Origin of the sequence: Rhizobium sp. CB3060, from assembly GCF_025200735.1 — a bacterium.
Classification (GTDB): domain Bacteria; phylum Pseudomonadota; class Alphaproteobacteria; order Rhizobiales; family Rhizobiaceae; genus Rhizobium.
Map to the genome: position 1 here is coordinate 3817994 of NZ_CP104158.1, position 22893 is coordinate 3840886.

The window sequence follows — 22893 nt, forward strand, 5'->3', positions numbered from 1 at the left end:
GATGGCCATTCGGCCATTTCGATCCCGGCAATCGCCTTTAGTGGCGATTGCTTTCCTATTTCAGGGCGTGAAAGGCAGCTAAGACTTGCTGCAGAAGAACACATATGCCGCGCCGGCCGCTCAGGCCGCTGCCCTGCGATTACCTCCGTTGACCGCTGCGTCCGGTGGCCGTGTCCCGCACGCTTCCGTCATCGCCCTTGCATCCGTCGTCGCCCTTCTGAGCCTCGTGCCGCTAGGCTTCATTGTCTGGATCACGGTCGACACCGGCTGGAGCGACGCCATTGCGCTCATTTTCCGCAGTCGCGTCGGCGAATTGCTGACCAATACAGTCCTTCTCGAAGTCTGCACCATCCCGCTCTGCATCGCGCTTGCCGTCACGCTCGCCTGGCTGACCGAGCGGACGAATATCCCGGGTTCCCGCATCTGGTCCTGGCTGGCGGTCGCGCCGCTTGCGGTGCCCGCCTTCGTGCACAGCTACGCCTGGGTCAGCCTCTTGCCGGGCATGCGCGGGCTCTGGAGCGGCGTGCTGGTTTCCGTGCTCGCCTATTATCCTTTCCTCTATCTGCCGGTAGCTGCACAGTTGCGCCGCCTCGATCCGGCGATCGAGGATGCCGCGGCCTCGCTCGGCCTCGGTCCCTGGCGCGTCTTCTTCCGGGCGATCCTGCCGCAGCTTCGCCTCGCCATCTGCGGCGGCTCGCTGTTGATCGGCCTGCATTTGCTGGCGGAATACGGTCTCTACGTGATGATCCGCTTCGACACTTTTTCGACGGCGATCGTCGATCAGTTCCAGTCCGCCTATAACAGCCCGGCCGCCAACATGCTCGGCGGCGTTCTCGTCTTCTGCTGTCTGCTGCTGCTCGGCATCGAGGTGTTGGTGCGCGGCAATGAGCGCTACGCCCGTGTCGGCTCCGGTGCGGCCCGCCCGGCGGATCGTCGCCGTCTCGGCTGGTTCGTCATCCCGGCCATTGCGCTGCCCTTGGCAGCGGCCGTGCTGACGCTCGGCGTGCCGTTCGTGACGCTGGCGCGCTGGCTCTATCTCGGCGGTGCCGGCATCTGGCGGATGGATACGATCGGCTCAACTTTGCTGCAGACGATCGTGCTTGCCGTTGCAGGCGGTGTGCTGGCCACCATCGCCGCTATCCCCATGGCCTGGCTCTCGGTACGCGCGCCCGGCCGGCTACAGCGCATCCTCGAAGCCTGCCACTATTATGTCGGCTCGCTGCCGGGCGTCGTGGTCGCTTTGGCGCTGGTGTCGATCACCGTGCGGCTGATACTGCCGCTCTATCAGACCTTTGCGACACTGTTGCTCGCCTATGTCCTGCTGTTCCTGCCGCGCGCCATGGTGGGCTTGCGCTCCAGCATCGCCCAGGCGCCGGTCGAGCTCGAACGCGCCGCCATGGCGTTGGGACGCACGCCGGGCCAAGCCGTGCGGCAGATCACCATGCGGCTTGCCGCTCCCGGTTTCGCGGCGAGCGTGGCGCTTGCGGCTCTCGGCATTACCAACGAATTGACGGCGACGCTGATGCTGTCGCCCAACGGCACGGAGACGCTGGCGACGAAGTTCTGGTCGCTCACCAGCGAGATCGATTATGTCTCCGCCGCGCCCTATGCCTTCATGATGGTAGTGCTGTCGCTGCCGCTCACCCTTCTTCTCTATGCGCAATCCAAGCGGACGGCCGGACAATGACCTTTCTGGCGATCAAGAATATCAGCAAGCACTATGGCCCGGTGCACGCGCTTGACAATATCGACCTCACGGTCGCCGCCGGCAGCCGCACCGCCGTCGTCGGCCCTTCCGGTTCCGGCAAGACGACGCTGCTGCGCATCATCGCCGGCTTCGAGACTCCGGATGCCGGCCAGGTAGTGCTGGAAGATCATCTGCTGGCGAATGGGCCAGCCGTCGTGCCTGCCCACCGCCGCGGCATCGGCATCGTTTCGCAGGACGGCGCATTGTTTCCGCATTTGAGCGTGGCGAACAATATCGGCTTCGGCATGGAGCGCGGGTTGGCCGATCGTGCCGAACAGATCAACGCGCTGATCGATATGGTGGAGCTCGATCGCGGCATGCTCGATCGCCGCCCGCACCAGCTCTCCGGCGGCCAGCAGCAGCGCGTGGCGCTTGCCCGCGCGCTCGGCCGCAAGCCCAGGCTGATGTTGCTGGACGAGCCCTTTTCCGCGCTCGACACGGGCCTGCGAGAAAACATGCGCAAGGCCGTTGCCCGCGTGTTGCAGAACGCCGGTATCACCACGATCCTGGTAACGCACGACCAGGCTGAAGCGCTCTCCTTCGCCGATCAGGTGGCCGTTCTGCGCGAGGGTAAATTAGTGCAGGCCGGAACGCCGCAAACGCTCTATCTCAATCCCTGCGACCGCGAGACGGCCACTTTCCTTGGAGACGCCATCCTGCTGCCGGCGGAACTGGGTGATGGCTTTGCCGATTGCGCGCTCGGCCGCATCCCGACCGACGCGAACGGCCGCCGGGGCCGGGCGGAAATCATGCTGCGCCCCGAGCAATTGCGGTTCAATGCGATCGATGGCGAAACTTCCGGTGTCCTATGCGCCGGCGAGGTCATCGACGTCGAATTCGGCGGCGCGGTCTGCACGGTGACGCTTGCCCTTGCCAATGCCGCAGGCGCCGCGCCGCTCACCATCAAAAGCTCCAGCGTCGGCCTGCCGGAGATCGGCAGCACTGTCCATGTCAGCGTGCTCGGCAAGGCGCATGCCTTCGACGTGGTCGGCAGATAGCCTCTTCCGGTTGAACCGACGATGCTGCTGGAGCAGCCGTTGGGGTTGGAACCTTCTCCCCGAGAGGAGAAGGTGAGAGGCGCCATCACCGCTTAGTAGCTCAAGCGGCAAGCGCGTCGAGGATGCGGATCCAGGAGCGGATGCCCTTGTGATAGGATTTCAGCTCGTATTTCTCGTTCGGCGAATGGATGCGATCGTCAGCGAGGCCGAAACCGACCAGCAGGGATTCCATGCCGAGCATCTTCTGGAAATCCCCGACAATCGGGATCGATCCGCCCATGCCGATAACGATAGCCGGCTTCGGCCACTCGTTGGAAAGAGCATTCTTCGCCTTGGTCAGCACCGGAGAATCGTAGGAGAGTTGGATTGCCGGCGAGGCGCCATGCTCGTGGAATTCCACCGAGCAATCGGCCGGAACCTTCGAGCGCACGTAAGCGCGGAAACTCTCGCGGATCGCTTCCGGGTTCTGCTGCCCGACGAGGCGGAACGATACTTTCGCTGACGCCTTGGCGGCGATGACCGTCTTGAAGCCGGCGCCGGTATAGCCGCCGGTGATACCGTTGACCTCAGCCGTCGGCCGTGCCCAGGTGAGTTCCATCACCGAACGGCCCTTTTCGCCCGAGGGAATGGAGAGGCCGACTTCGCCGAGGAATTTTTCTGTCGTCATGCCGAGCGTTTCCCAAGAAGCCTTGATATTGCCCGGCGTCTCCTCGACGCCGTCATAGAAGCCGTCGAGAGTGATGCGGCCGGTCTCGTCATGCAGGCCGGCGAGAATATCGGCGAGGATATGGATCGGATTGGCGGCCGCGCCGCCGAACATGCCGGAATGCAGGTCGCGATCGGCAGCATTGATGATGATTTCTTCACCGACGAGGCCGCGCAAGCCGGCCGAGATTGCCGGCGTATCGCCGTCCCACATGCCGGTGTCGCAGACCAGCGCATAGTCCGCCTTCAGCTCGGCGGCATTGGCTTCAAGGAAAGGCTTCAGCGACGGTGAGCCGGATTCCTCTTCACCTTCGAACAGGATGCTGATGCGGACCGGAAGCGCACCCTTGATTTCCTTGTAGGCCCGGACCGCTTCGACAAAGGTCATCAACTGACCCTTGTCGTCGGAGGTGCCGCGGCCGGTCAGGATCTTGCGGCCAGTGCCCACATCCTTGATGGCTGGCGCGAAAGGATCGCTCTCCCAAAGCTCAATCGGATCGACCGGCTGCACGTCGTAATGGCCGTAGAACAGCACATGCGGCGCATCGGCATTTGCTGCGTCGTGATGGGCGACGACCATCGGATGGCCGGGTGTGTCGCGCACGGAGGCGGTAAAGCCGAGCGAGGTCAGGTAGGCGACCAGCCATTCCGCCGCCTTGCGGCATTCCGCCTTGAAGGCCGGATCGGTCGAGATGGATTTGATGCGCAGCAGTTCGAACAGATTGTCGAGGCTGGACGGAAGGTTCTGGTCCGCACGGTCGAGAACGGGCGATACATCGGTCATATCCGACTCCTTACGTGGAAATTGGCCGGACGATAGACCAAAGCCGGCCCGGTTTCGAGGCAGGAAAATCGAAAACTTCCGAATGCCCGATCAATTGAACGAGAGAGACAGAGCTAGAGTTGCTTGGCGTTCTCCAGGATGCGCCGGACATATTCGAGCAGCAGTTCGCGCTCGAAGCTGCGGAAGCCGCGGAACAGTTCCTTGTCCGCCGCCATCGCCGCCTCGACGGCTTCCGTCTGCATGGCAGTGGCCTTGCCGGTCAGGAAGACCAGTTGCGCGCGTTTGTCGGATGGATGCGGCCGGCGTTCCACCAGCCCGTCGCGTTCCATGCGCGACAGGGTGTTGGCCATCGTCGCCTGTTCGATGTCGACGCGCTCCAGCAATTGTTTCTGCGTCAGCCCGTCTTCGGACCATAATTCGAGCAGGATCGGAAATTGGCCGGGCGAAAAGCCAAGCCCCGCCGCCCGTTGTTGCAACGAGCGGGCAAATCCCTTCGCCATCTGATTGGCAAGGTAGGCCGCAGATTCCATCCGATTAAATCCCATGATTGCAAGTATGCCCGTATTTTGGAGCAAAACAATCATCAAATCTTGGGTGAAATACGTCTAAGGCAAGCCAAATTCGGGTTATATTTTGCGGTTTGTTTTGCTGGCTATGTTAATGGATTCTAATAGAAAAGCCGCCATGGCCTGGAGGGAGGACCATGGCGGCTTCAGAAGGGGGACAAAGGCCCGGAGAGGGGGATAGGCCTTTGTCCAAGTCTGACATGGCGGGGGACAGGCCGGTTGCCAGACCCTCGGCGTAATCAATCGCCGGTGAGTATGAAATGAGGCTGCAAATATGGTTTTTCAAGGGAATCCGCAGATTAGATTGATTAAAAATTGGTAACGTTTCGGTGAGAGATTTCGCCCTTTCTGCACATCGCCAGATGGAACTTTATATGGACGTTGGAGGTGCGCCACGCTATCCATGCTTCCATGAAAAAAGGTGATCATCTCTTCCTCGTCGACGGCTCCGGTTTCATTTTCCGGGCCTTTCATGCCCTGCCGCCGCTGACGCGCAAATCCGATGGATTGCCGGTCGGCGCCGTCTCCGGTTTCTGCAACATGCTATGGAAGCTGTTGACCTCGGCGCGCGACACCTCGGTCGGCGTCACGCCGACGCATTTTGCGGTCATCTTCGACTACTCCTCGAAGACATTCCGCAAGGATATCTATGATGCCTATAAGGCAAACCGCTCAGCGCCGCCGGAAGAGCTGATCCCGCAATTCGGGCTCATCCGCGAGGCGACGCGCGCCTTCAACCTGCCTTGCATCGAGACCGACGGCTTCGAGGCCGACGACATCATCGCCACCTATGCCCGCCAGGCCGAGGCGATCGGCGCCGATGTCACCATCATCTCCTCCGACAAGGATCTGATGCAGCTCGTCACTCCCATGGTCCATATGTATGACAGCATGAAGGACAAGCAGATCGGCATCCCCGATGTCGTCGAGAAGTGGGGCGTGCCGCCGGAAAAGATGATCGACCTGCAGGCCCTGACCGGCGACTCCGTCGACAATGTGCCCGGCATTCCCGGCATCGGCCCGAAGACGGCGGCGCAGCTTCTGGAGGAGTTCGGCGATCTCGATACGCTGCTCGCCCGCGCCGGAGAGATCAAGCAGCAGAAGCGCCGCGAAAACATCATCGCCAATGCCGAGCTCGCCCGGATTTCCCGGCAGTTGGTGACGTTGAGGACCGATGTGCCGCTGGAGCTGCCGCTCGATGCGTTGGTGCTCGAGCCGCAGAACGGCCCGAAATTGGTCGGCTTCCTGAAGACGATGGAATTCACCTCGCTGACGCGTCGCGTTGCCGATGCCTGCAATTGCGATGCTGCTGCGATCGAACCATCCGAGGTCAAGGTCGAATGGGGCGATACCGCCCATGGCCCCGACCTGGATGTCAGCGAAAATGTCGATCTCGTTGCCGGCAGCGAGGTCGCGGCCGAGGGTGCCTCCGTGCCTGCGCCGGTCGTCAAGTCGCGCATGGCGTCGGAGAGCGCCGCGGAGCCGGCCGAACTCGCCAAGGCGCGGGCGGCAAGCTTTGCCACCGCGCCGATCGATCACTCGACATATGTCACCATCCGCGACGTGACCGCGCTTGATCGGTGGATCGCGGACGCGCGCGAAACCGGCATCGTCGCCTTCGATACGGAGACGACCTCGCTCGATGCCATGCAGGCCGAAATCGTCGGTTTTTCGCTGGCGATCGCCGATAACCGGAACGATCCCTCCGGCGCGATCATCCGCGCCGCCTACGTGCCGCTCGGGCACAAGAATGGCGTCGGCGATCTGCTCGGCGGCGGGCTGGTGGACAATCAGATCCCGCTGCGCGATGCCCTTCCGCGATTGAAGGACCTGCTTGAAGACACTTCCGTCCTCAAGATCGCGCAGAACCTGAAATACGACTACCTGCTGATGAAGCGCTATGGCATCGAGCTCAAGGCCTTCGACGACACGATGCTTTTGTCCTATGTGCTTGATGGCGGCGCCAATGCCACGCACGGCATGGACAGCCTGTCGGAGCGTTGGCTCGGCCACAAGCCGATCGCCTACAAGGATGTCGCCGGCAGCGGCAAATCCAACGTCACCTTCGATCTCGTCGATATCGACCGCGCCACGGCTTACGCTGCCGAGGATGCCGATGTGACACTGCGGCTCTGGCTGGTGCTGAAGCCGCGGTTGGCAGCGGAAAAGCTGACGAGCGTCTATGAGCGCTTGGAGCGGCCGCTGTTGCCGGTTCTCGCCCACATGGAAGAACGCGGCATCACCATCGACCGGCAGATCCTGTCGCGCCTCTCCGGCGAGCTGGCGCAGGGCGCCGCAGCCCTTGAGGATGAAATTTACACGCTGGCCGGCGAGCGCTTCAACATTGGCTCGCCGAAGCAGCTCGGCGATATTCTCTTCGGCAAGATGGGCCTTGCCGGCGGCAACAAGACCAAGACCGGGCAATGGTCGACCTCGGCGCAAGTGCTGGAAGACCTGGCGGCCGCCGGCTTCGAGCTGCCGCGCAAGATCGTCGACTGGCGCCAGCTCACCAAGCTGAAATCGACCTATACCGATGCGTTGCCGGGCTATGTCCACCCCGAGACCAAACGGGTCCACACCTCCTATTCGCTGGCCTCGACCACGACCGGACGCTTGTCCTCCTCGGAGCCGAACCTACAGAACATCCCGGTTCGCACGGCTGAGGGCCGCAAGATCCGCACGGCTTTCATTTCGACGCCGGGCCATAAGCTGATCTCCGCCGACTACAGCCAGATCGAACTGCGTGTGCTGGCGCATGTCGCTAATATCCCGCAGCTCGAACAGGCCTTCGCCGACGGCGTCGATATTCACGCCATGACGGCATCGGAAATGTTCAGCGTGCCGATCGAGGGCATGCCGAGCGAAGTGCGCCGCCGCGCCAAGGCGATCAATTTCGGCATCATCTACGGCATTTCCGCTTTCGGTCTCGCCAATCAATTGTCGATCGAGCGCTCGGAAGCCGGCGATTACATCAAGCGGTATTTCGAGCGTTTCCCCGGTATCCGCGACTATATGGAAAGCACCAAGCAGGCCGCGCGCGACAAGGGCTATGTCGAGACCATCTTCGGCCGCCGCGTGCATTTTCCGGAAATCCGCTCCTCCAATCCGTCCGTGCGTGCCTTCAATGAGCGTGCCTCGATCAACGCGCCGATCCAGGGCTCCGCCGCCGACGTCATCCGCCGCGCCATGATCAAGATGGAGCCGGCGCTTGCGGCAGCCGGCCTCGCCGATCGCGTGCGCATGCTGCTGCAGGTGCACGACGAACTGATCTTCGAAGTCGAAGACGCCGATGTCGAGCGCTCGACGCCGATCATTGTCTCGGTGATGGAAAATGCCGCCATGCCGGCGGTGGATATGTCCGTGCCGCTGAAGGTGGACGCCCGCGCCGCCAACAATTGGGATGAAGCCCATTGAGCCGCGGGCGCAGCAGGAGGCGGTGAGAGATCCGCGATTTGGTGTGCAAAAAAATGCGTCAGGCGGAACACCGGCCGCTTACTTCCCAATCAGCGCTTCCAGCACGGCAATGATAGCGCGTTCGGCCTCGTCGAGCGTGCCGCTATTGTCGATATCAGCGACGTCGTAGCTGCCGTTGACGGTGAGCGAGCTACGTTCCAGCCGCTTCAGCACATCCTCGCGGCTTTCGCGACCGCGTGCCATCAGCCGCTCTGCCAATACCTCGCGCCGCGCCGTGACATTGATGACTTTCAATTGCGGAAAGGCGGTCTGGAAGCGGTCGAGCACCGAACGCGAGCCGTTGGCGATGACGAGATGGCCGCGGGCAAGCTCCTCCCTGACCGCGGCCGGAATTCCGTATTTCAGCCCATGCGCTTCCCAGGAGACGGCGAAGGCGCCGGCGCGCTCCATGGCGTCGAAATCGGCGTCCGAGACGCTTTTGTGATCCTCGTTGCCGGCATCGCTTTCCCGGGTGATGACGCGGCGGACGAAATGAACATCCGGCCGGCCGGCAAAATGCCGGGCGGCAAGATTCATCAGCGTATCCTTGCCGGCCCCACTCGGTCCGACCACCACGGCCATGATGCCGACGGTATCGGCCGATAGGCCGTTAGCCGGCTTTATGTGGGCCTCGACCGTCATGCGACACGCCGTCCTTCTCGCCAGACCGAGCGCGTCACCGGCACACCATGATCGCGACGGACGCGCACGAGATCGGCGCGCAGGCCCTCGGCGATGCGGCCACGGTCGTTCAGGCTGACGGTCTTTGCGGGGGTTGCGGTCACCATGGCGATCGCCCGCGGCAGCGAAATGCTCTCCACCTCGTCGGCGAGGATGAAGGGAGCATGCAGCAGGCTGAGCGGCACATAATCGGAGGACAGAACGTCGAGGACTCCGAGTTCGGCGAGATCGCGGGCGGCGATATTGCCGGAATGCGACTTGCCACGAACGATGTTAGGCGCGCCCATCAGCACGCTCATGCCCGCGCCGTGCGACGCCTTGGCGGCGTCGATGCTGGTCGGGAATTCCGCAAGGCGAACGCCATAATTGATGGCTTCGTCAACATGGGCGAGCGTCGCATCGTCATGGCTGGCGATGGTGATGCCGCGCTCGGCGCAGACCTTGGAGATGGCGTCGCGATGTGGGGTCGCGTATTTGGCCGATTCTTCCTGGCGCTTGGCGACGAAAAGGGCAAAGGCCTCGTCGCTCAAGCCGCGCTTCTTCTGATAGTAGAAGATGTATTGATCCATGGTCTGGAACTGGCGCTGGCCGGGCGCGTGATCCATCAGCGAGACCAGGCGAACATAAGGATCTTTCTCGAAGTCCTGGAAGTGATCGAGGACGTTGTCGGCGGAGACTTCGCAACGCAGGTGGATCAGGTGTTCGGCGCGCAGCCGATCTTCGCGCTCTGCCGCCTGGATCGCGTCGGCCATGTCGCGCATCTCGCCGCGCTCGAAACCGCCGTCTTCATCCGAGCCCATGCGCAAGCAGTCGAATACTGTGGTGATGCCGGAGGTGACGATCTGGGCGTCATGCGCCTGGATGGCGGCCGTCTTGTTCCAGCGCACGCCGGGGCGCGGCGAATAATGGGCTTCCAGATGGTCCGTGTGCAGTTCGACCAGGCCGGGGATCAGGTAATCGCCCTCGAAATCCTCGCCGATAGCGGACTTACCTTCGGAAATGCCGGCAATGCGACCGTCACGGATCAGCACGGAGCCTTCGACGATCTTGTCTTCGAGGACGATGCGGGCGTTGGAAAGGACGGTTTCTTTGGTCATGTCAGGTCTTTCGCTATTAGGCGCCGGAAAGCGGCAGCCAGGAACGGACGGTAAAGGGAGCGCCGCGCTCTTCTTCGATAAAGACGGCGAGGCCGGAAACGTGAAGCGCTTTGCCGATATGGTCGGCGAAGCGCGCGCGCAGGACGTCGTGCATGTCGGCTTGACGTTCGGTGGGGACGCGCCCCGTCAACGTCATATGGAAGCGGAACTCGTCATTGACGTAGGGATAGCCCCAGCACAACAGATTGGCGCGCTGCGGTTCCGTCAGGCCTTCCGGCTTGCGCCGGGCTATGTCGTGATCCGAAAGCGGCGCACGGAACGGTTCGAAAGCCTTGACCACGCGCGAGGCAAAATCCTGCAGCGGCTGGTAAAGCGAGCCGGGCACGAGCGCGAAGAAATGACCGAGCTGGCCCAAGACCAACTCTGGAATGGTGAAAGCCTTGGTCTGTGAGGCAAATTCTGTGGCGACATCGAGAAGATCGCGCTCGGTCACCGAGCCGGCAAGCTCGAAAGGTGCCTTCAGCGTGGCGTGAAAGCCGTAGCGGCGCGGATCGGCGGTCAGCTCGGCATGGTCTTCCGACACGGGACCCATGGCCTTGTCCGAGAAAATCTCATCGGAAAATGCATCGCGGCCCAGCCAGAGAGCGGCAAGCGCGGTCAACGGATCGTCTTTGGGCGGCGTGAAATAGAGAGCATAGCGCAAGGCTGCATTCCTTGGAAAAATCGGCTGCGCGAGACACTGTTGGGTGATTTGCGACAAACCGCAAGAGCAGCAAGGCAGCAGCGGTTCGAATCCGGCTAAAGCGGGTTCGAGCAATGTTGTCTTGCCGACCTGCGCTACCGGATTCCCGTGACAAAATGATGATGCGCCACGATTTTTCTGAAGGCTTCTTACCGGTTCTGCGTCCCCATCAGGCGTGAGCGCAGCGCGTTGGAACCGGCATCGAACAGGAAGACGACGATCAGGATCAGCAGCACCATATAGGCGACGTTTTCCCAATTGGCGTTGGTGCGCATGGCTTCCCAAAGTTTGAGGCCGATGCCGCCGGCGCCGACTGCGCCGATGATGGTGGCGCCGCGCACATTCGATTCCCATTGATAGAGCGTCTGGCTGACGATGACGGGAACGATCTGCGGCATGATACCGTAGCGATGCACGAGAACCGTCGAGGAGCCCGTCGATTTGACGCCTTCGCGCGGCTTGTTGTCGATGTTCTCCAGCCCTTCGGAGTAGAGCTTGCCCAGCGTGCCGGTCTCCGTCAGGAAGATCGCACCGCTGCCGGCAAGCGGGCCGGGGCCGAAGGCGCGGGTCAGGAACAACGCCCAGATCAGCATGTCGACCGAACGCAGGAAGTCGAAGAAGCGCTTCAATATCTGATTGACCAGGCGGCTCGGCGTGATGTTGCGGGCCGCAAGGAAGGAGAGCGGGAAGGCGGCGAGCGATCCCAGCAGCGTGCCGAGGAAGGCCATGACGATGGTCTGGAACAGCTTGGTCCAGACGTCCCCATGCTGCCAGGCGCCATTGTTCCAAATGTTGTCGAAGGCCAGCGAGAGATTGGATTGCGCCGGGTCGAGGCGCGGCCCGGAGACGATCAGGCCGATCACTTCGCTTGCCGGCTTGTCGAAGAAAGGCGAGTGCGTGTCGAAGACAAAATTCGCCCAGCCGAGGAAACGCTTGCGGATCTTCACGCGGTCGGTGGAAATGCTGACGTCGCCGGCAAAGCCCATATTGGCGAGGATGTTATCGTCATAGACCGTGATCCACGACGGCGGCGGTTCCGAGCCGAGGAGCTTCGGCGCGTCGCCGGTGAAGTCGATCGGAACGGTGACGCCATGCGCGGTCAGGATCGCTTGCGTCTTCGTCACCGTTACGCTGCGGCCGGTGCCGCTGACCGAGATCGTCAGGCTGCCGTCGGGATTGTTCGTCACCCAATCTGGGTGCGGATTATCGCCGAGCGGCGAAAAACGCGGATATTTGACGCTGATCTTGTCGCCTGAAACGTGGAATTCCGGCTGCACGTCGTAGCTGATCCATTCGCTGAGATAGATGCCGACGCGTTCCCAATGCGCCTCAGCGATGATCTTCGGCAGGTCGAAGAACCAGACGGCGTAGATGCCGTAAAGGATCACGCCGAGAAAGATCATCAGCGCGCCGAAGCGCTGGCGGAATGATCGGTGCAGGATCTCCGGATAGCGTGCTTCGATTTCCTGCATGCGACCGGCGTCGATGACGGACATGGGCAACCTCAGTGTTGCAGAAGGAAGGCATGTTCGCCGACGAGACGGCGACGGAGCCATGCGGAAAATTGGTCGACGGCAACGATCGTCACGAAAAGCAGCAGCACGAGCGCTACCGTCTTGGCGCCGAAGCCGCGCGAGATCGAAAGCTTCAGCTCCTCGCCGATGCCGCCGCCGCCGACGGCGCCGATGATGGTGGAGGCTCGGACATTGATCTCCAGGCGCAGCAGCACATAGGACATGAAATTCGGCAGAACCTGCGGCAGCGCGGCGAAGCGAACGCGCTCCGTCCAGCTCGCGCCGACCGCCCTCATGCCCTCGTCGGGCTTCATGTCGATATTCTCGATCACTTCGTAGAACAGCTTGCCGAGTGCCCCGATCGTATGCAGGCCGACGGCGATGATGGCAGCGATCGGGCCGATCGACAGGATCGCCGAAAACAGGCCGGCGATGACGATTTCGGGAAAGGCGCGCAGCAATTCCATGAAGCGTTTGGTCACCAGACGAACCGGATGCGACGGCGACATGTTGCGCGCGGCAAAGAAGCTGAGGGGCAGGGCGACGACGAAGCCGATGATGGTGGAAACCAGCGCCACGTTGATCGTGATGATCATCAGCTCGAAATATTCAGGAATATAGAAGTTGCCCCAGACATAGACGCGGCCGTTCGGAAAATTGAACTCCTCGCCGCCGACGCCGTTTGCGCCATTGGGGCTCGGCAAGTCGAAGAGCGCGCGATAAACGTCGGCCCAATCCTTGGGGATGAGCCAGCTCAGGAAATCGAAAAGATGCGGCAGGCGATCGAAGAAATGGCCGGCATTGCTCTCGTCGGCAAAGCGCACGGAGCTGACGAAGGCGATGATCAGGATCAGCAGGCCGATGCCGGTATAGAGGCGGCGGCGCGCCACCATCCTGCTCCAGGCGTCACCGATATCCTTGGCGCCCTGGGGAGCGCCTTGCGTCTGTAGCTGAGTATCGGCAATCGTCATGAATGTCCTGCCCTTGATGTCCTGCCCTTGTGATAGGAAAAGGGCGGCCGTCGCCGGCCGCCCTGCAGTCTGGATAGGGATTAGCCGCCGATGGCAGCCTTGCGAACTTCGACAACGGCCTTGTAGAAGTCCGGGTTCACCTTGACGTAGCCCTTGAAGTCACCGCCTTCGATCGCCGAGAAGCACTTGGCATCGGTGGTCGGGAGCTTCAGGAAGAAGTCGGTCAGCTTGGCCTGCCATTCGGTGCCGAGGGCGTTGCGAACGACGAGCGGGCCGTTCGGGATCAGCGGCGAACGCCAGACTTCGACGAGCTTGTTCGGATCGACGGCGCCCTTGTCGACTTCCTTGTGGAAGGTACCGGAGGTGTAGCCGTCCTTGAAATCGCCGAGGCCCGACGAATCGTCAACGGCAACGTCGACCTTGCCGTCATAGGCGGCGAGCAGGTTGTTCTCGTGACCGCCGTTGAACTGGGTCGAAGCGAAGAACTTGTCGTTCGGCATGCCGGTGGTCTTCGGAATCTGCGTCAGCGGAACGAGATAGCCCGAAGTGGAGTCCGGATCGGCGTAGCCGAGCTTCTTGCCCTTGGCGTCGGCGATCGTCTTGATGCCGGAGGACTTCAGAGCGAGACCGATCGAGTAATAGCCGGTCGAGCCGTCCGTCTGCTGCGTGGTCAGGATCGGGGTAACGGCCTTCGGGTCCTTGATGTAGGTGGCTGCATAGCCGGAAGAGCCGAGTTCGGCGAAGTCGAGCGTGCCGCCGAGCAGGCCCTGGATAACGCCGTCATAGTCGGCAGCCGGGAACAGCGATACCTTCTCGAAACCGAACTCCTTCTTCAGGTGGTCGGAGAGGCAGGCGTAGTTGCGCAGGCGGTCGGCTTCGTTTTCGCCACCGAGAATACCAACGCGGAATTCCTTGATGTCCTGAGCGGCAGCGCCGCCAGCGAGCGCGAGAAGCGCCGTGGCTGCGAGAAGGGTCTTCTTCAACATGGGTTCGTCTCCTGATTAACCGGTGTCCCCGGATGTCTTCGGTCTAGAAGAAATGCGCCCTTGACGCGGGCCTTCGATCGCGGCCGTCTCGCTCAGAGACCGGCCAGTGCCAGCGGTTGCGGGCCGGCGGATGCGTTTGCCGCGGCTTGCGCGGGCTGATCGGAAAGATTGATGGCGGTCGACGTCATCGTCTCGTCGATCCCGGCGCCATCCTTGTCGGTGCCGTAGATTTCCTTGACCGCCGCGGCCGTCAGCTCTGATGGCTTGCCGTCGAAGACGACGCGCCCCGCCGCCATGCCGACGATGCGTTCGCAATAATTGCGCGCCGTATCCAGCGTGTGCAGGTTGGTGATGACGGTGATGCCCTCACGCTCGTTGATGTCGCGCAGCGCATCCATGACGATCTTGGCGTTCAGCGGATCGAGCGAGGCAATCGGCTCGTCGGCAAGTATCATTTTCGGCTGCTGCATCAGGGCGCGGGCGATGGCGACGCGCTGCTGCTGGCCACCCGACAGCGTGCCGGCCATCTGCAATGCAGTCTGCTCGATGCCGAGACGTTCGAGTGCCGCAATGGCTTGGATGCGCTCCTCGCGGCTGAAGATGGAAAGCAGGCTCAGCGTGGTCGAACGCTGGTTCAGGCGACCGAGCATGACGTTGGTGAGAACGTCGAGACGGGGAACCAGGTTGAACTGCTGGAAGATCATGGCGCAATCGCGCTGCCAGTTGCGCAACGCCCGGCCGCGCAGCTTCGAGACTTCGGTGCCGGCGAAATAGATGGAGCCGGAGGTCGGATCGGCAAGTCGGTTGATCATGCGCAGCAGCGTGGACTTGCCGGCGCCCGAGCGGCCGATGATGCCGACCATTTGTCCTTGCGGAATGTCCAACGTCACGGAATCGACAGCGAGCTTGTTTCCGAACCGGCGCGAGACATTCTTCAGCTCGAACATGAGGCTTTCCTTTCGCGGCTGCCCGGCTCCGCCGCAACAAACGTTGACGTCGGGGCCGCGGAAATCTGTTGGACGAGCGCATAATCCTTCGCTTCGAAGAAGCCTTCGACGCTGCCATGCGCAACGCATTAGTCCCGGTTCATGAACCTCCAATGTCAGATTTGTGTAACTGCTGTTACAATTCCTCCCTGTTTGCGCCCTTCCGTAACGGCAACGCAAAAGCCCGAAAACCGGGGAGATTTTCGCGCTTCGAAGAGGATTTGCGGGTGGATTGCACGAGGCCCGCGCAGTGGCGTCATGCGCCGTAGCGGATCAGGAAATCTTCGGCCGAAAGGGCGCGGAAATCGGCAAGCGCGGTTCGCAATGTGGCATGATCCCAATCCCACCAGGCAAGCTTGTCCATGCGTTCGCCGACAGCTTCGGTGAAGCGTTGGCGGATGAGCTTGGCCGGCACGCCGCCGACGATCGTATAGGGGGCGACATCCTTGGAGACAACAGCGCCGGCGCCGATGACCGCACCGTTGCCGACAGTGACGCCCGGCAGGATGGTGGCGCCATGGCCGATCCAGACGTCGTTGCCGATGGCCACGCGGTTGTCGCGCCGCCAGGTGAAGAATTCCGTCTCCATATCGGCATCCGGCCAATAGTCGGCGGCGCGATAGGTGAAGTGATGCAGCGTCGCCCGCCAGGTCGGATGGTTGGTGGCATTGATGCGCACCGCCGCGGCAATGTTGACGAATTTGCCGATGGTGGCGCACCAGATCGCGCCATCCTGCATGATGTAGGAGTAATCGCCGATCTCCGTCTCGTCGATGCGGCAGCGGTCGGAGACTTCGGTGTAGCGGCCGAGCGTCGAGTTGCTGACGCTCGCGGAGGGGCTGATGAAAGGCGTTTCGCCCAATTTGCGGCTCATGCGGCGGACTTTCTGGGCGAAAATTGCGACACGTCGAGAATGCGGCTGCCGACGGCCTCGCGCACTTCCTCGTCATGGAAGATGCCGAGGAGTGCGACGCCGGCCTTTTTCTTCTCTTCGATCATGTCGACCACGACGGCACGGTTTCTCGCGTCGAGAGAGGCGGTCGGCTCGTCGAGCAGCAAAATGGCGTGATCGGTGATGAAGCCGCGGGCGATATTGACGCGCTGCTGTTCGCCGCCGGAGAAGGTGGCGGGCGGCAATTGCCAAAGCTCTTCCGGAAGGTTGAGCTGCGAAAGCAGGTTGCCCGCCCTTTGGCGAGCGGTCTCGGCACTTTCGCCTCGCGCCAACAGCGGCTCGGCAACCACGTCGATGGCAGCAACGCGCGGCACGGTGCGTAGGAACTGGCTGACATAGCCCATGGTATGGCGGCGAACTTCCAGCACGGTGCGGGGATCAGCGGCGGCGAGATCGATGATCCTTTCCCGATGCGTCACCAGGATCTGGCCGCTATCGACGGCGTAGTTGCCGTAGATCATCTTCAGAAGCGAGCTCTTGCCAATGCCGGAAGGGCCGCCAAGCACCACGCATTCGCCCGATGCGACGGAGAAGGAGACATCGGCGACGACCGGCAGGCGGATGCCATCGCGCAGGTGCATGGTGAAGCTCTTGAAGACTTCGGAAACGACGAGGGGGGTTGCCATGGCTTTTTCCTCAGACCTGCAGGATCGAAGAGACGAGCAGTTGCGTATATGGCTCGCGCGGATCGTCGAGCACGCGGTCGGTGAGACCATGTTCGATCACCACACCGTCCTTCATGACCATCATGCGGTGCGAAAGCAGCCGGGCGACGGCGAGGTCGTGCGTGACGATGATGGCCGACAGGCCGAGATCGTTGACGAGACCGCGGACGAGATCGAGCAGGCGGGCCTGTACGGACACGTCGAGGCCGCCGGTCGGCTCGTCCATGAAGACCAGGCGAGGACCGGTCACCAGATTGCGGGCGATCTGCAGGCGCTGGCGCATGCCGCCTGAGAAGGCGCGCGGCTGATCGTCGATGCGGTCGGCGTCTATCTCCACGCGTTCCAGCCAGTCGATCGCAGTGTTGCGGATATTGCCGTAATGCCGGTTGCCGATCGCCATCAGCCGCTCGCCGACATTGGCGCCGGCCGAAACCGTCATGCGCAGGCCGTCGGCGGGGTTCTGATGGACGAAACCCCAGTCGGTGCGCATCAGGAAGCGCCGCTCGGCCTCGTTCATGCGGAAGAGATCGCGATAGGTCTCGTCGCGCATATGGTATTCGACGCTGCCGGTGGTCGGCAGCAGCCGGGTCGAAATGCAATTGAGCAGTGTCGTCTTGCCGGAGCCGGATTCGCCGACGATCGCCAGCACTTCACCAGGCCAGAGGTCGAAGGACACATTGCGGCAACCGATGCGGCTGCCGTAAAATTTCGAGATGTCCTTGACCTTGAGGAGTGGCGTGTCGCTCATTCGGCGGCCTCCTGGTTGGAAGCCAGCCCATTGGCCACCAGCATGGGGCCGGCATGGCCATGGGCGCGGCGGTCTTCGCAGAAATCGGTGTCGGAGCAGACGAACATCCGCCCGCCCTTGTCGTCGAGGATCACTTCGTCGAGATAGACCTGCTCGGCGCCGCAGAGCGCACAAGGCTTATCGAAACGCTGCACTTCGAAGGGATGATCCTCGAAATCGAGGCTCACGACTTCGGTGTAAGGCGGCACGGCATAGATGCGCTTCTCGCGGCCGGCGCCGAAGAGCTGCAGCGCATCCGACATATGCATTTTCGGATTGTCGAATTTCGGCGTCGGCGATGGGTCCATCACGTAGCGGCCGGCGACCTTGACCGGATAGGCGTAGGTCGTGGCGATGCGACCGTTGCGGGCGATGTCCTCATAGAGCTTCACATGCATGAGACCGTACTCTTCGAGCGCATGCATCTTGCGCGTCTCGGTCTCGCGCGGCTCCAGGTAGCGCAGCGGTTCGGGGATCGGCACCTGGTAGACCAGCACCTGATTGGGGCCGAGCTTGCCTTCCGGGATGCGGTGGCGTGTCTGGATGATGGTCGCCTCGTCCGTGCGGGTGGTGACGGCGACATTGGCAACCTTCTGGAAGAAGGCTCGGATAGAGACGGCGTTGGTCGTGTCGTCGGCGCCCTGGTCGATGACCTTGAGGACATCATCCGGCCCGATGATCGCGGCAGTTAACTGTACGCCGCCAGTGCCCCATCCATACGGCATCGGCATTTCGCGTGAGGCGAATGGCACCTGATAGCCGGGAATGGCGATCGCCTTCAGGATGGCGCGGCGGATCATCCGCTTGGTCTGTTCGTCGAGATAGGCGAAATTATAGGTGGCAAGTTCGGTCATTCGGCTGCCTCCGTCAGGGGATCCTTGCCGCCATCGCGGGTGGCTTCGAAGTCGCGGCGCATGCGGCGCACCAGGTCGAGTTCGGCCTGGAAGTCGACATAGTGCGGCAGCTTCAGATGTTCGACGAAGCCGGTCGCCTGCACGTTGTCGGAATGGGAAATGACGAATTCCTCGTCCTGGGCGGGTGCGACGATATCTTCGCCGAGTTCATCGGCACGGAGCGCCCGGTCGACCAGCGACATCGCCATGGCCTTGCGTTCGCTTTGGCCGAAGACGAGGCCGTAACCGCGGGTAAACTGCGGTGGCGCCTTGGCAGAGCCTTTGAACTGGTTGACCATCTGGCATTCGGTAACCTGGATGCTACCCAGCGAGACGGCGAAACCGAGTTCCGGCACGTCCAGTTCGACCTCCACTTCACCGATGCGGATTTCGCCGGTGAAGGGATGGGTGCGGCCATAGCCGCGCTGGGTCGAATAGCCGAGCGCCAGCAGGAAACCTTCGTCGCCGCGCGCAAGCGCCTGCAGGCGCAGATCGCGGGTCATCGGGAATTCCATCGGTTCGCGCGTCAGGTCACCGGTCTCGTGGTCGATCGGCATCTCTCCGTCGCCCTCGATCAGCCCTTCCTGGCTCAGAATTTCCGAGACGCGCATCACACGGCCTTCTTCCGCCGGCCGCTGCATCGGCTCGTCCACCGGCGTATCGGTGAGCAGGCTCGGGTCGAGCAGGCGATGAGTATAGTCGAAGGTGGGGCCGAGAAGTTGGCCGCCCGGCAGGTCCTTGTAGGTGGCGGAGATGCGGCGCTCGATCTTCATCGCTGACGTATCCAGCGGCTGGGAATAGCCGAAGCGCGGCAGCGTGGTGCGGTAGGCGCGTAGCAGGAAGATCGCTTCGATCATATCGCCGCGCGCCTGGCGAACCGCAAGGGCTGCCAGCGTGCGGTCGTAAAGCGAGGCTTCCGCCATGACGCGGTCGACGGCGAGCGCCAATTGCGCCACGATCTGGTCGATGCCGATGGCCGGCAGCGAACGGTCGCCGCGACGACGATCGGCGAGCAGCCGGTGAGCATTGGCGATGGCGGCTTCGCCGCCTTTAACGGCAACATACATGCGTCACATCTCCGTCGCGATGATCTTGGTGGTGCGCGGCAGGCAAAGGAATTGCCGTCCCGCCGTCAGAACGAGATCGACGCCGCGCGGAAAAAGCGCGCGATTGTCGTTCCAGATGCGCAGGAACGTATCGGGCAGGCCGATTGGAGCGATCATGCGGATACCGGCAATGCCGGGACCCGAGAGCGCCAGTTCCTTGCCGCCCTCAAGGGCTGCGATTTCGAGCAGCAGTGTCGTCGAACGGTCGGGATATTCCTGAGTGCCGACTGCGAACTGGTTGAGGGAAGCGAGCGCCATGCCGGCTTCAATAAAGGCAAAGCGCGCCTCGATCCTGTCGAATGCCACAGCTGCGCCGGTATGGAAGCTCAGCCATTCCGGCGCGGCCGACTTGGCGAGACTGGACGATAGCCACACCGGCGTATCATGATCGCAAAGCGTGAGGCCGATTGCGCCGGCAGCAAAGCCGAGGGGAGCGGGCGTAGCGATATCGGAGGTGATCGTCTGGATGATGCCAGGCCGCGCCATGGCATCCATCATCATCTTGAAGACGCTCTGCGCGTCGAACACCGGATCGGCGAAACCGCCGGTCAACGCATCGTTGCCGCGCGTCGTAGAGGTGGTGGAAAGGCTCATTTGTCTTCTCCGCGGACCATGGTGAAGAAATCAACGCGGGTGGCTGCCGTTTCCTCGGCGCGTTTGCGGTCATATTCGGCAATCCGATCGGTGACCGGCAGCAGGATGGCTTTCTCGACGAATTCCTTGGTGGCCGTTTGATGCCAGAGCGCGTCAAAGATCGCCGCGAGCCGCACCTTCTCGCGGTCGGTGCCGAGCGCATGCGCGTGGCCGATCGTACCCGAGGCGAGCTTGACGGTGGCGCGCGTCACAGTGACCTCGCCGAGATTGAAGGGCGAACCGCCGCCGCCGATGCGGCCGCGCACCATGACGAGCCCGGTTTCCGGTCCTCGTACGGGCTGAACCACGGGTTTGTTGGATAATGCTTCCCAGGCCGCGTCTAGCTCTTCGCGTTCGGCCCGCGCCAAAAGATCGGCGGCGCGCTTGCGTTCCCGGCGCTCCTGCGCTGCCGCCTCTTGCCTCTGTGCTGAATTCATCGCGTCATCCTCAAAATGTCTATTGATATAGACAACCATACAAGGTAGTTTTATATTTATTGGCGAGACGTGACAAGCGTGTGACATTAGCAGCAGGCGATATGGCGGGGCAGAAGGTACAAAGACAGACGGGCGTGGCGCTCTGGCGGCAGATCGCCGACCGGATTCGCACGTCGATCAACCACGGCGATTTTGACGACACTGGCATGGTGCCGCCGGAAACGGCGCTCGCGCTGCAGTTCGGGGTTAACCGGCACACGATACGAAGCGCACTTGCGGCGCTGGCGCAGGAAGGGATCGTCAGGGCCGTGCAGGGGCGCGGAACTTTGATCGAGCGCAAGGAGCGCCTGAGCTTCCCGATTTCGAAGCGAACGCGGTTTTCGCAAGGCATTGGCGATCAGGTGCGCGAGACCCGTAGTATCCTGCTGGCCGCCAGCGAGGAGGCTGCGAGTACGGAATTGGCTCGGCAGCTCAAGATCAAGACCGGCACACGGCTTGTGCGCCTGGAAACGCTCGGTCAGGCGGATCACCGTCCGGTTTCGCGGGCCACAAGCTGGTTCCCGGCGGATCGGTTCGGCGCTATTGCCGAGATCTATCGAACGACCGGATCGATCACCAAGGCATTTCGTGAGCTTGGCGTGCCGGATTATGTGCGCGTCGTCACCGAAATCACCGCGACGCATGCCGACGAAGGCGATCTGGCCGACCTGCAATTATCCCCGGGGGCCATCGTGCTGGTTGCACAGGCGCTCAATTCGGATCTTGACCATGTTCCGGTGCAATATTCGATTTCCCGCTTCGCCGCCGACAGGGTCCGTTTCACCGTCGAGAATTGAAAGGCTTTAGGAAATCGGTCCAATCCCGCTCGGAGGCCATTGCTGAGCAGCATGGAGAATGCGGAGTATTCGCACCGTTTCGTCCGCGAGATCGTAAATCAGCAATAGTGTCTATGGACGACCAGCTCTCGCGTTCCCGACACGCGACCAGGACGGCCTGTCATTGGGTGCGCAATAAGCTGCGCTGATCTCTTGGCGAAAAGTTCGTCAAGCGCGAGCGCGGCGGCGGCGTTATCCGCCTCGATATAAGTGTAAATTGCGCGTCGATCAGCTCTTGCCTCGAGAGTCCAAACAAGATTCACGAGGGTTTTCCACTTAGCTTGCGGCGTGTTTCTTCCCGCAAAGCAGCGAACTCGGCTTCTACTTCATCGGCTGGAATGAGATTGCCGGCATTGGCGGAATCAAGCCCCGCCTGAACTTGCTGACGAAACCAGATGTCGTATTCAGCTTCATTCTGCTGGCGCTTCACGTAGTCGCGCATGAATGCGCGAAGCAGTTGCGCCGCGGTTTGATCATGCGCCCGCGCCGCCTCGTTGAAGGCAGATTTCAAGTCTTCCTCAACTCGAAACGTGAACGTGGCGTCTGTCATATCTGATCTCATGTGTTACACCGTTAGTACAACGTAACACGTCATGCCAAATTTCCCACCCCTCTGCCGTCAACCGCATGAGGGGTGGTTTAGTATTTCTAGATGTTAATGCGCGCCCGACATGTCGCCGAGCACTTCCTTGGAAGCAACGGTGGAGTCGGCGTTGAGCTTGTAGACCATCGGTACCCCGGTCGCGAGGTTGAGCGCCAGGATCTGCTCCTTGGTCAGCCGGTCGAGGACCATGACGAGCGAGCGCAGCGAATTGCCGTGAGCGGCGACCAGCACCTTCTGGCCGGCGAGAACACGTGGCAGGATTTCCGTGAGGTAGTAGGGCCAGACACGGGCGCCGGTGTCGCGCAAGCTTTCGCCGCCGGGCGGCGGAACATCGTAGGAGCGGCGCCAGATATGCACCTGCTCTTCGCCCCACTTGGCGCGGGCGTCGTCCTTGTTGAGGCCCGAGAGATCGCCGTAATCGCGCTCGTTCAGCGCCTGATCCCTAATGGTCTCGAGGTTGGGCTGGCCGACTTCATTGAGGATGATCTTCAGCGTGTGCTGGGCGCGGACCAGCGCGGAGGTGAAGGCGACGTCGTACTTGATGCCGTAATCCGCAAGCGCCTTGCCACCGGTCTTGGCTTCTTCAACGCCGAGCTCGGTCAGGTCGGGGTCCTTCCAGCCGGTAAAGAGATTCTTCAAATTCCAGTCGCTCTGCCCGTGGCGAACGAGGACGAGAGTACCGCTCATGAAATATTCCTCCTTGATAGAGCA

23 protein-coding genes are annotated in these 22893 nt (G+C 61.9%); 4 read left to right on the forward strand and 19 right to left on the reverse strand.

Annotated features, from left to right (window positions below; all coding sequences use genetic code 11):
• Nucleotides 1-85 precede the first annotated feature (85 nt).
• Entirely contained in the window at nt 86-1687 is a 1602-nt protein-coding gene (locus N2601_RS18335; protein WP_104821578.1) for an ABC transporter permease, read from the forward strand.
• Entirely contained in the window at nt 1684-2745 is a 1062-nt protein-coding gene (locus N2601_RS18340; RefSeq protein WP_104821579.1) for an ABC transporter ATP-binding protein, read from the forward strand. Before N2601_RS18335 ends, N2601_RS18340 begins: the two co-directional genes overlap by 4 nt.
• Before the next feature lie 100 nt (nt 2746-2845).
• Here N2601_RS18340 and N2601_RS18345 read toward each other — a convergent pair whose 3' ends face one another.
• Both N2601_RS18345 and N2601_RS18350 read right to left on the reverse strand, forming a co-directional pair.
• Nucleotides 2846-4234 carry a M20/M25/M40 family metallo-hydrolase gene (locus N2601_RS18345; protein ID WP_104821580.1) on the reverse strand — a complete coding sequence of 463 codons (1389 nt, stop codon included), beginning with the start codon at nt 4232-4234 and terminating at the stop codon, nt 2846-2848.
• Between the two features lie 113 nt (nt 4235-4347).
• Entirely contained in the window at nt 4348-4764 is a 417-nt protein-coding gene (locus N2601_RS18350; RefSeq protein ID WP_104821581.1) for a MarR family winged helix-turn-helix transcriptional regulator, read from the reverse strand.
• Between the two features lie 447 nt (nt 4765-5211).
• On the opposite strand from N2601_RS18350, the gene polA reads away from it, so the two are divergent.
• Nucleotides 5212-8214 carry a DNA polymerase I gene (gene polA, locus N2601_RS18355; RefSeq protein WP_104821582.1) on the forward strand — a complete coding sequence of 1001 codons (3003 nt, stop codon included), beginning with the start codon at nt 5212-5214 and terminating at the stop codon, nt 8212-8214.
• A gap of 78 nt (nt 8215-8292) precedes the next feature.
• Here the strand turns inward: polA and phnN are convergent, their stop codons facing one another.
• From phnN to phnG, 14 genes are all read right to left on the reverse strand, one after another.
• Nucleotides 8293-8895: a phosphonate metabolism protein/1,5-bisphosphokinase (PRPP-forming) PhnN gene (phnN, locus tag N2601_RS18360; RefSeq protein WP_104821583.1), complete on the reverse strand. Its 603-nt coding sequence runs from the start codon at nt 8893-8895 to the stop codon at nt 8293-8295.
• The gene (locus N2601_RS18365; protein ID WP_260303266.1) at nt 8892-10031 is read right to left on the reverse strand and encodes an alpha-D-ribose 1-methylphosphonate 5-triphosphate diphosphatase; all 1140 of its coding nucleotides are present in this window, start codon (nt 10029-10031) and stop codon (nt 8892-8894) included. Before N2601_RS18365 ends, phnN begins: the two co-directional genes overlap by 4 nt.
• A gap of 16 nt (nt 10032-10047) precedes the next feature.
• Nucleotides 10048-10734, reverse strand: coding sequence for a DUF1045 domain-containing protein (locus N2601_RS18370; RefSeq protein ID WP_104821585.1), 687 nt, complete (start codon nt 10732-10734; stop codon nt 10048-10050).
• Nucleotides 10735-10922: 188 nt separating this feature from the next.
• A complete protein-coding gene (phnE, locus tag N2601_RS18375; protein ID WP_104821586.1) occupies nt 10923-12269 on the reverse strand; it encodes a phosphonate ABC transporter, permease protein PhnE in 1347 nt (448 codons plus the stop codon).
• A gap of 8 nt (nt 12270-12277) precedes the next feature.
• A complete protein-coding gene (phnE, locus tag N2601_RS18380) occupies nt 12278-13258 on the reverse strand; it encodes a phosphonate ABC transporter, permease protein PhnE (protein ID WP_104821587.1) in 981 nt (326 codons plus the stop codon).
• An 80-nt stretch (nt 13259-13338) separates the two neighbouring features.
• Nucleotides 13339-14244, reverse strand: coding sequence for a phosphonate ABC transporter substrate-binding protein (phnD, locus tag N2601_RS18385; protein ID WP_104821588.1), 906 nt, complete (start codon nt 14242-14244; stop codon nt 13339-13341).
• 92 nt (nt 14245-14336) lie between these two features.
• Entirely contained in the window at nt 14337-15191 is an 855-nt protein-coding gene (gene phnC / locus N2601_RS18390; RefSeq protein WP_104821589.1) for a phosphonate ABC transporter ATP-binding protein, read from the reverse strand.
• Nucleotides 15192-15486: 295 nt separating this feature from the next.
• The gene (locus tag N2601_RS18395; protein ID WP_104821590.1) at nt 15487-16104 is read right to left on the reverse strand and encodes a DapH/DapD/GlmU-related protein; all 618 of its coding nucleotides are present in this window, start codon (nt 16102-16104) and stop codon (nt 15487-15489) included.
• Nucleotides 16101-16808, reverse strand: coding sequence for a phosphonate C-P lyase system protein PhnL (gene phnL, locus N2601_RS18400; protein ID WP_104821591.1), 708 nt, complete (start codon nt 16806-16808; stop codon nt 16101-16103). Before phnL ends, N2601_RS18395 begins: the two co-directional genes overlap by 4 nt.
• Nucleotides 16809-16818: 10 nt before the next feature.
• Complete coding sequence (gene phnK / locus N2601_RS18405) at nt 16819-17595, reverse strand: phosphonate C-P lyase system protein PhnK (protein ID WP_104821592.1); 777 nt, start codon at nt 17593-17595, stop codon at nt 16819-16821.
• Nucleotides 17592-18488 carry an alpha-D-ribose 1-methylphosphonate 5-phosphate C-P-lyase PhnJ gene (locus tag N2601_RS18410; protein ID WP_104821593.1) on the reverse strand — a complete coding sequence of 299 codons (897 nt, stop codon included), beginning with the start codon at nt 18486-18488 and terminating at the stop codon, nt 17592-17594. The genes phnK and N2601_RS18410 overlap by 4 nt, the downstream gene beginning before the upstream one ends.
• Nucleotides 18485-19594 (reverse strand): carbon-phosphorus lyase complex subunit PhnI, encoded by a 1110-nt coding sequence (locus N2601_RS18415; protein WP_104821594.1) that lies wholly within the window; start codon nt 19592-19594, stop codon nt 18485-18487. Before N2601_RS18415 ends, N2601_RS18410 begins: the two co-directional genes overlap by 4 nt.
• A 3-nt stretch (nt 19595-19597) precedes the next feature.
• Nucleotides 19598-20227, reverse strand: a complete 630-nt coding sequence (phnH, locus tag N2601_RS18420; RefSeq protein WP_104821595.1) for a phosphonate C-P lyase system protein PhnH — start codon at nt 20225-20227, stop codon at nt 19598-19600.
• Nucleotides 20224-20703 carry a phosphonate C-P lyase system protein PhnG gene (gene phnG, locus N2601_RS18425; RefSeq protein WP_104824942.1) on the reverse strand — a complete coding sequence of 160 codons (480 nt, stop codon included), beginning with the start codon at nt 20701-20703 and terminating at the stop codon, nt 20224-20226. Before phnG ends, phnH begins: the two co-directional genes overlap by 4 nt.
• Nucleotides 20704-20804: 101 nt before the next feature.
• Between phnG and phnF the strand changes: the two genes are divergently transcribed.
• Complete coding sequence (gene phnF / locus N2601_RS18430) at nt 20805-21539, forward strand: phosphonate metabolism transcriptional regulator PhnF (protein ID WP_104821596.1); 735 nt, start codon at nt 20805-20807, stop codon at nt 21537-21539.
• 98 nt (nt 21540-21637) lie between these two features.
• Here phnF and N2601_RS18435 read toward each other — a convergent pair whose 3' ends face one another.
• From N2601_RS18435 to N2601_RS18445, 3 genes are all read right to left on the reverse strand, one after another.
• Nucleotides 21638-21841 carry a type II toxin-antitoxin system RelE/ParE family toxin gene (locus N2601_RS18435; RefSeq protein WP_445944971.1) on the reverse strand — a complete coding sequence of 68 codons (204 nt, stop codon included), beginning with the start codon at nt 21839-21841 and terminating at the stop codon, nt 21638-21640.
• Nucleotides 21838-22128 carry a CopG family ribbon-helix-helix protein gene (locus tag N2601_RS18440; protein WP_104821597.1) on the reverse strand — a complete coding sequence of 97 codons (291 nt, stop codon included), beginning with the start codon at nt 22126-22128 and terminating at the stop codon, nt 21838-21840. The genes N2601_RS18435 and N2601_RS18440 overlap by 4 nt, the downstream gene beginning before the upstream one ends.
• A gap of 105 nt (nt 22129-22233) precedes the next feature.
• Nucleotides 22234-22869 (reverse strand): 2,3-bisphosphoglycerate-dependent phosphoglycerate mutase, encoded by a 636-nt coding sequence (locus N2601_RS18445; protein ID WP_104821598.1) that lies wholly within the window; start codon nt 22867-22869, stop codon nt 22234-22236.
• Nucleotides 22870-22893 lie beyond the last annotated feature (24 nt).

Bases quoted from the DNA above. Each gene is read 5' to 3' on its own strand.
- N2601_RS18340 (WP_104821579.1), top strand. From the start codon at position 1,684: ATGACCTTTCTGGCGATCAAGAATATCAGCAAGCACTATGGCCCGGTG.
- N2601_RS18345 (WP_104821580.1), bottom strand. From the start codon at position 4,234: ATGACCGATGTATCGCCCGTTCTCGACCGTGCGGACCAGAACCTTCCG.
- N2601_RS18350 (WP_104821581.1), bottom strand. From the start codon at position 4,764: ATGGAATCTGCGGCCTACCTTGCCAATCAGATGGCGAAGGGATTTGCC.
- polA (WP_104821582.1), top strand. From the start codon at position 5,212: ATGAAAAAAGGTGATCATCTCTTCCTCGTCGACGGCTCCGGTTTCATT.
- phnN (WP_104821583.1), bottom strand. From the start codon at position 8,895: ATGACGGTCGAGGCCCACATAAAGCCGGCTAACGGCCTATCGGCCGAT.
- N2601_RS18365 (WP_260303266.1), bottom strand. From the start codon at position 10,031: ATGACCAAAGAAACCGTCCTTTCCAACGCCCGCATCGTCCTCGAAGAC.
- phnE (WP_104821586.1), bottom strand. From the start codon at position 12,269: ATGTCCGTCATCGACGCCGGTCGCATGCAGGAAATCGAAGCACGCTAT.
- phnE (WP_104821587.1), bottom strand. From the start codon at position 13,258: ATGACGATTGCCGATACTCAGCTACAGACGCAAGGCGCTCCCCAGGGC.
- phnD (WP_104821588.1), bottom strand. From the start codon at position 14,244: ATGTTGAAGAAGACCCTTCTCGCAGCCACGGCGCTTCTCGCGCTCGCT.
- phnC (WP_104821589.1), bottom strand. From the start codon at position 15,191: ATGTTCGAGCTGAAGAATGTCTCGCGCCGGTTCGGAAACAAGCTCGCT.
- N2601_RS18395 (WP_104821590.1), bottom strand. From the start codon at position 16,104: ATGAGCCGCAAATTGGGCGAAACGCCTTTCATCAGCCCCTCCGCGAGC.
- phnL (WP_104821591.1), bottom strand. From the start codon at position 16,808: ATGGCAACCCCCCTCGTCGTTTCCGAAGTCTTCAAGAGCTTCACCATG.
- phnK (WP_104821592.1), bottom strand. From the start codon at position 17,595: ATGAGCGACACGCCACTCCTCAAGGTCAAGGACATCTCGAAATTTTAC.
- N2601_RS18410 (WP_104821593.1), bottom strand. From the start codon at position 18,488: ATGACCGAACTTGCCACCTATAATTTCGCCTATCTCGACGAACAGACC.
- N2601_RS18415 (WP_104821594.1), bottom strand. From the start codon at position 19,594: ATGTATGTTGCCGTTAAAGGCGGCGAAGCCGCCATCGCCAATGCTCAC.
- phnH (WP_104821595.1), bottom strand. From the start codon at position 20,227: ATGAGCCTTTCCACCACCTCTACGACGCGCGGCAACGATGCGTTGACC.
- phnG (WP_104824942.1), bottom strand. From the start codon at position 20,703: ATGAATTCAGCACAGAGGCAAGAGGCGGCAGCGCAGGAGCGCCGGGAA.
- phnF (WP_104821596.1), top strand. From the start codon at position 20,805: ATGGCGGGGCAGAAGGTACAAAGACAGACGGGCGTGGCGCTCTGGCGG.
- N2601_RS18440 (WP_104821597.1), bottom strand. From the start codon at position 22,128: ATGACAGACGCCACGTTCACGTTTCGAGTTGAGGAAGACTTGAAATCT.
- N2601_RS18445 (WP_104821598.1), bottom strand. From the start codon at position 22,869: ATGAGCGGTACTCTCGTCCTCGTTCGCCACGGGCAGAGCGACTGGAAT.